At 66.8% G+C, this 6,281-nt stretch carries 7 protein-coding genes; 2 read left to right on the plus strand and 5 right to left on the minus strand.

The genetic code is table 11. The features are described 5' to 3' along the window. Positions 1-129: 129 nt before the first annotated feature. The 3 genes from ACPXCG_RS22960 to ACPXCG_RS22970 are packed head-to-tail and all read right to left on the minus strand — an operon-like array spanning position 130 to position 2,358. Positions 130-666 carry a nuclear transport factor 2 family protein gene (locus ACPXCG_RS22960; RefSeq protein WP_425794649.1) on the minus strand — a complete coding sequence of 179 codons (537 nt, stop codon included), beginning with the start codon at positions 664-666 and terminating at the stop codon, positions 130-132. Positions 667-700: 34 nt separating this feature from the next. Further along, positions 701-1,552: an LLM class F420-dependent oxidoreductase gene (locus tag ACPXCG_RS22965; protein ID WP_425794664.1), complete on the minus strand. Its 852-nt coding sequence runs from the start codon at positions 1,550-1,552 to the stop codon at positions 701-703. Positions 1,553-1,554: 2 nt separating this feature from the next. Beyond that, positions 1,555-2,358, minus strand: coding sequence for an SDR family NAD(P)-dependent oxidoreductase (locus ACPXCG_RS22970; RefSeq protein WP_425794650.1), 804 nt, complete (start codon positions 2,356-2,358; stop codon positions 1,555-1,557). 215 nt (positions 2,359-2,573) lie between these two features. Here ACPXCG_RS22970 and ACPXCG_RS22975 point away from each other — a divergent pair, with 215 nt between their 5' ends. Then, positions 2,574-3,725 (plus strand): serine hydrolase domain-containing protein, encoded by a 1,152-nt coding sequence (locus ACPXCG_RS22975; RefSeq protein WP_425794651.1) that lies wholly within the window; start codon positions 2,574-2,576, stop codon positions 3,723-3,725. Between the two features lie 13 nt (positions 3,726-3,738). Here the strand turns inward: ACPXCG_RS22975 and ACPXCG_RS22980 are convergent, their stop codons facing one another. Further along, complete coding sequence (locus tag ACPXCG_RS22980; protein WP_425794652.1) at positions 3,739-4,152, minus strand: YrdB family protein; 414 nt, start codon at positions 4,150-4,152, stop codon at positions 3,739-3,741. A 31-nt stretch (positions 4,153-4,183) separates the two neighbouring features. On the opposite strand from ACPXCG_RS22980, the gene ACPXCG_RS22985 reads away from it, so the two are divergent. Continuing rightward, positions 4,184-5,251 (plus strand): alpha/beta hydrolase, encoded by a 1,068-nt coding sequence (locus ACPXCG_RS22985; RefSeq protein ID WP_425794653.1) that lies wholly within the window; start codon positions 4,184-4,186, stop codon positions 5,249-5,251. A 39-nt stretch (positions 5,252-5,290) separates the two neighbouring features. On the opposite strand, the gene ACPXCG_RS22990 is transcribed toward ACPXCG_RS22985, so the two are convergent. Next, a complete protein-coding gene (locus ACPXCG_RS22990) occupies positions 5,291-6,064 on the minus strand; it encodes an IclR family transcriptional regulator (RefSeq protein ID WP_425794654.1) in 774 nt (257 codons plus the stop codon). Positions 6,065-6,281: the final 217 nt, after the last annotated feature.

Consider the following 6,281-nt stretch of genomic DNA (forward strand, 5'->3'; position numbering starts at 1 on the left):
GACCTATCGCCCGACCGTGACCCCGGAGAGGAGCACCCACGTCGATACGTTCACGGGTGATCACCTCCTCAGTTCTCTCGCACGGACCTCGGGAGAATAGCAGTGGGCGTCACGCCTACGCCACCGGATTCACGGATGTTCACCCCGGACTCCTGCACCGAGCAGCAGGTGGGCACGCTCCTGCCCGTCGAGTGCACGGCTCGTCCGGCACCCGATCTTCCAGCCGTCGGCGGTCCGGTCGAGGGTGAAATGGTTGGCCGTCGCACGGTGGACCACAAAGCCGTGGTCCTGGTGCCGGATGAGCAGCGAATGGCACACCGCCACAGCACTGTTCCCGTCGACGTGGACGCGCACCGGGCCGAGGACATGGGCACATCCTTCGGCGATCAGTCCCTGATGGGGACGCGATCGCACCATCGCGGCGATGTCGTCGCGACCCGTCATCGACAGGCCGTCGACGTCATAGGAGCCGTGTCGGTCCCAGAGTTGCGCGACGTTCTCGGCGTCACCGTCGTCGACCAGCGGGCCGTACGAGGCGATCAGCTGCGCGATCGCCTCGGAATCCTCCAGTCGGCGCACCCGTGCCTCGAGTGCTGCCAGCCGGTCGTCCACAGCTCGATCTTCCACCGCTCGATCTTCCACGGCGATCTCCGTCCTGTCACTCACTCGAACCTGTCACTCGAATCCACGTGCCGACAACTCAATTCGTCCCGAACAACTCGGCCGTCGCCTCGAGCTGTTCGAGGTGGTGGTCGGTCGACGATGCCCGGATCGTCACGTCCACGATCGTCGCACCCGCTTCGACCGTGCGCGCCACGGCATCGCGCGCGGCCTCCGGCTCGGCGGTCGGATCGATCGAGCCGGCCGCCAGCACCACCTCGAAACCATCGGGGCGGTCCACGTCGCCGAGCATCTCACGCAACCTGTGGCGGCCGAGCCCGAACGGCACCCAGCCGTCACCGAGTTCCACGGCCCGGCGCAACGACCTCACGGTTCGCCCGCCGATCCAGATCGGCACACGCGGCGCAACGGCGGCCGGCCGGACCACGACGTCGGCGAAATCATAGTGCGCACCATGGTATTCCGGACGTTCCGAGGAAAGAGCCGCCCGCAATGCACGCAGTGCGTCGTCGGCACGGGCACCGCGATCGTCGAACGACGCACCGAGCAGCTCGAACTCCTGCTCGAGTGAGCCGACCCCGACACCCAGGACCAGCCTCCCGCCGCTGATCGCGTCGAGGGTTCCGTACCGCTTCGCGATCTCCAACGGGTGGTGGTACCCCAGCACGAGTACCTGTGTCGCCAGCCGAATCCGTTCGGTGCGGGCGGCCAGGAAACCGAAGGTGGCCAGCGGATCCCAGTAGGTGCCACCTCGCTCGTCGGCCACCGCGACGGGGACGGCCACGTGCTCACTGCACGTGAGGTGATCGAAGCCGAGACGATCGGCGGTAGCAGCGATCCGCGCGAGGTCTCCGATCCCCGCCTCCGTCTCCCAGTCCGAGTGCGCACCGGGGAACTGCGTCACGATGGGACTGTTGAGACCGATCCGCACCATCAGCGGCCCGACCGCTCACGCGGCAGCATCTGCCGCATCGCCTCGTCGGCACCGAGCACCAGAGCGGCACGGTCCGTGCCGTTACGCTTCTCGACGGCCCGTCCGTTACCGCCCGCGATCCACACCGGACCATCGGTCAGATGTGCCAGACCCTCGGCCGCGACATCGTCCGGTTCGGCCACCCGCATGCCCGGGATGTCGAAGTCGAGTCCGGCACGTTGCATCGCGGGTGTCCGGGTGACCCCGAGAATCAGCTCCAGGACGTCGATCCCGTATTCGCGGAGCTCCAGCCACAGCGACTCGGCGAAGATGCGCCCGAATGCCTTCACGCCGCCGTAGATGCTCTGCTCGCGTGAGCCCAGATAGCCACTCATCGAGCCCACCAGGATGATGCCGCCGCGTCCGGTATCGCGCATCCGCCGGCCGAACCGATGGACCAGCGCCAGCTGGCTGGTGACGTTCAGGTCCAGAACCGAACGGAAGCCGTCGAGCTCACCATCGAGAAATGCCCGGCCGTAACTGTTCGCGCCGGCGTTGTAGATCAACAGGCCGACGTCGATATCGTCGGTCGCCGACGCGATCTCCTCGATCGACGACGGCTGGGTCAGATCAGCCGTGAGGGTGCGGACCTCGACTCCGCGCCCGCGCATCTCGGTCGCAGTGTCCTCGAGCGGTCCGGGCTTACGGGCGATGAGGACCAGATTCACGCCGGCGTCGGCGAGCTGCCGGGCGAATCCGGCGCCCACGCCCTCGGACCCGCCGGCGATCACCGCCCAGGGCCCATATCGGTCCACGTCGATCATTTGCGACCTCCTCATGTCCGGCGCCGGCGTCCGCAGCAGTGTCCGACGGCGGCTTCCCGGGATGACGGTACCGCCCCAAACAAATGCTTGGTCGGGACGTTACCGGACCGACGTGTGGCCCCGCGTCGGTCTCGCGATCCGACACCACAGACCGACCCACGGTTCTACAGTCAGTGCAGGTGTGGCGCCCCGCCACCACCGGCGAGGAGGTCGCCATGTCCGACACCGTCGAGGTCCACGGACACACGGATCCACGCTTCGACCGGGTGCGCGACGAGCTCGCCGCCCAACTCGCCGCAGGCGAGGAGGTGGGGGCAGCCATCGCGGTCGACATCGACGGCGACGTCGTCGTCGACATCTGGGGCGGCCACCGCGACGCCGCGCAGACCCTGCCGTGGGAACGCAACACGATCGTGAACGTGTGGTCGACGACGAAGGAGATCACCGCGCTGTCGGTGCTGATTCTCGTCGAGCGTGGGCTCGTCGACCTGCACGCCCCGGTCGCCACGTACTGGCCCGAATTCGCGCAGAACGGGAAGGAGTCCATCGAGGTGCGCCACATCATGGCGCACACCTCCGGCGTCTCCGGCTGGGAGAAGCCATTTGCCGTCGCCGACATGTACGCCTGGGACACTGCGATCGAACATCTCGCGCGCCAGGCCCCGTGGTGGGAGCCGGGTACGGCGTCGGGCTATCACGCACAGGACTACGGACACCTGCTCGGGGAGATCGTGCGACGGGTGACCGGCAAACATCTCAAGCAGTTCGTGGCCGACGAGATCGCCGGACCGCTCGGGGCCGACCTCCAGATCGGTGCCACCCCGGCCGACGACGATCGGATTGCCGAGATCATCCCGCCACCGCCGTTGGAGATCGATGTCGCTTCGCTACCGACCGATTCCCCGATGTTCAAGACGTTCACCGGTCCGGCCGCGGAGGCGAGCGCCGCCAACACGATCCCGTGGCGCCGTGCGGACATGGGCGCCCTGAACGGTCACACCAACGCCCGCGCCCTGGTGCGCGTGATGTCGACGATCTCGCGCGGCGGAACCGTCGACGGTGTCAACCTGTTGTCGGACAAGACCATCGACCAGATCTTCGACGAACAGGCACGCGGCGTCGATCTCGTGCTCGGCGTGCCGTTGCGCTGGGGTATCGGCTTTGGGCTGCCCGAGCCCGCGACGTTGTCGTACCTTCCCGATGAGCGGATCTGCTTCTGGGGTGGTTGGGGTGGATCGATGACGGTGATGTTCCCCCTGCAGAAGATGACGGTCTCGTACGTGATGAACAAGATGGCACCGGGCATCATCGGGTCGGATCGTTCGGAGGCCTACGCGCGGGCGATCCTGGCGGCTGCCGGCGGCTGACCGCGACGTGGGGTCAGCCCCGCGGAGATCCGTCCTGCCCGATGTTGTGACGGTGGAACAACGGCTCGGAAACAGCCGCCACCCCGACGAAGATCAGCGCCGCGACGGGGGCCGCGCGGTAGAGCGCGTATGCCGCGGCCAGGTAAATGACGGCCTTGGCCAGGTAATATGGCACCGGACGGAATCGACGCGGGGCCTTCGGTGCCATGAAGAGTGACCAGAAGGTGATCACGGCGACCAACAGGACCACTGTGACGACCCAGCCGAGTACGCCGGTCCCGCACCACGCCAGACCGAGCGACGCGAACGCCCCCAGGGCAACCAGCTCGATCAGGAACACGACCAATGCCGCCAGGTAGTACACGCTTTCGCCCTCCCGCGCATGCTGTGCCGCCGGACACGACGACATCCCCACGTAGGATCGCACGACGTGACTGACTCGACGGTGGAACACACGCATGTTTGACGGCGTCCGCACCCTGTACCGGTTGACCCGCGGTGAACGCGTCGTCGACGATCAACCGACCCCGCACACACTCCTCGCCGACGGTCCGCATCGACGGCTGGTGCGATACGGGTCCGACGCCGACCTCGCCGCGGCGCGATCGGCCGGCCGACTGCCCGTGCTTCTCGTGCCACCACTGGCCGTCCCGGCCCGCTGCTACGACCTCGCCCCGGATATGTCGCTGGTCTCCTTCCTACTCTCCACCGGTCGCGTGCCCTATCTGGTCGACTTCGGCGAGATGCACTATGCCGACCGGCATCTCGGCTTCGCGGATTTCTTCGACGACATCGTGCCCGACGCGATCGGACAGGTGATCGCCGACTTCGCGGCGGAGACCGGTCAGGTCGACCTTGCGGCCTGGAGCCTCGGAGGCACAGTGGCGTTCCTGACCGTCGGCGCTCACCCCGAGTTGCCGGTGCGATCGATCACCGCCATCGGCACACCACTGAATTACTCTCTGGTGCAGCCCTATCCGCTGGTGAAGCGGATCGTCCGGCCGATCGGTCCGGCGCCGGTCACGTACACGCTGAAGGCGATGGGTGGCATCCCGGCGCCGCTGGTCCGCGTCGCCTATCGGGCGACCGCATGGGAACGGGAGATCAAGAAGCCCGGCTATATTGTGCGAAACGCAGACAACACCGAGGCTCTGGCCCGGATGCAGGTCATCGACTGGTTCCAGGACGCGCTGCCGGGTTACCCCGGAAAACTGGCCGAACAGATGTGGGAGAATCTGGTCTATCGGGATGAACTCGCCTGTGGTGTACTCGATTTCGATGGCAGACAGGTCGACCTGACCTCTGTGGGAACACCGATCCAGTTGTTCGGCAGTCATCGCGACGCGATCGTCAGCTGGGCCGCCGCGCGGCACGGCGTGGAGATCTTCGCCGATTCTCCAGAGGTCCACTTCACCACTGTCGAGACCAGCCACCTCGGACTGATCGCCGGCAGCGACGCCGCGACATACACATGGCCGCGGATCGACGCGTTCCTCGGCGCACTGGACGACAGAGACGAGGCGTAGGCCGGTCGCCCGTTGTTCCCGAACTCGACGACGTCATGCTCAAGTGCGGTCCTCGGCCGGCACCACCCCGTGCAGCGTGCGGCCCACACCTTGGGCGGCCACCTGTGCCGCAGCCACCAGACTGGCCCGATTGCGCCCCAGCGACGGGACCACCACACCCAGGGCGGCGACCACGTCCTCGCCGTTGCGCACCGGAACCGCGATCGAACAGGCGCCGAGCGTCATCTCCTCGGAGGTTGTCGCGTATCCCTGTTGCCGGATCTGGCGGAGCTGTCGGTCGAGCATACCCGGGGCGACGATGGTGTGACGGGTCATCGGCCGGAGGTCGGCCATCGCGGCCCGCCGGATCTCGTCGGGAGCGTGCGCCAGCAGAACTTTCCCGACACCGGTGGAGTGCAGTGGCAGTCGACTGCCGACGCGACTGACGACCGGGACCGATGCGCGGCCCGACAGTCGATCCAGATAGAGCACCTGAATCCCATCGCGGACAGCGAGGTGAACCGTCGCAAAGGTGGCGGCATAGAGGTCCTGCAAGAATGGCGCGGCCACCTCCCGGATACCGGACTGGATCGGCGCGAGCAGACCCAGATCCCACAACCGTCGGCCGACGACGAACCGGCTGTCGGGTCGGCGGGTGAGCGCCCCCCAGGTCTCGAGTTCACGGACCAACCGGTGCACAGTCGGTACGGGCAGCTGAGCCCGCTCGGCGATCTCGGTCAGGGTGAGTGCACGGTGGAATCGGTCGAACGCCCCCAGCACTGCGAGTAGGCGCGCCGCGACCGACTGCCCCGGGGTGCCCGTGTTGCCTGCCATCACCACCATCCGATCTTTCACTCAGTGGAATTGAGTGTATTCCCCGATGTGTTTCCCGGGACCTCGACGAGTTTCACCCGCTCGTATGCTGGATTCATCCCGCCGAGGGAGTCAGAGCGCTCTGAACTGCATCGATCATTCTTGTCGGTGCGGTGTAATAGGTTGGTTGTCAGCGGAATCGAAGTGTTGATGTCGGATCAGCCCTGACGGGCGGGTC

Origin of the sequence: Gordonia sp. DT218 (assembly GCF_049847105.1) — a bacterium.
Taxonomy (GTDB): Bacteria; Actinomycetota; Actinomycetes; order Mycobacteriales; family Mycobacteriaceae; genus Gordonia.

Excerpts from the sequence above, each read along its gene's own strand:
- ACPXCG_RS22990 (WP_425794654.1), bottom strand. The coding sequence starts at position 6,064 with ATGGCAGGCAACACGGGCACCCCGGGGCAGTCGGTCGCGGCGCGCCTA.
- ACPXCG_RS22975 (WP_425794651.1), top strand. The coding sequence starts at position 2,574 with ATGTCCGACACCGTCGAGGTCCACGGACACACGGATCCACGCTTCGAC.
- ACPXCG_RS22970 (WP_425794650.1), bottom strand. The coding sequence starts at position 2,358 with ATGATCGACGTGGACCGATATGGGCCCTGGGCGGTGATCGCCGGCGGG.
- ACPXCG_RS22985 (WP_425794653.1), top strand. The coding sequence starts at position 4,184 with ATGTTTGACGGCGTCCGCACCCTGTACCGGTTGACCCGCGGTGAACGC.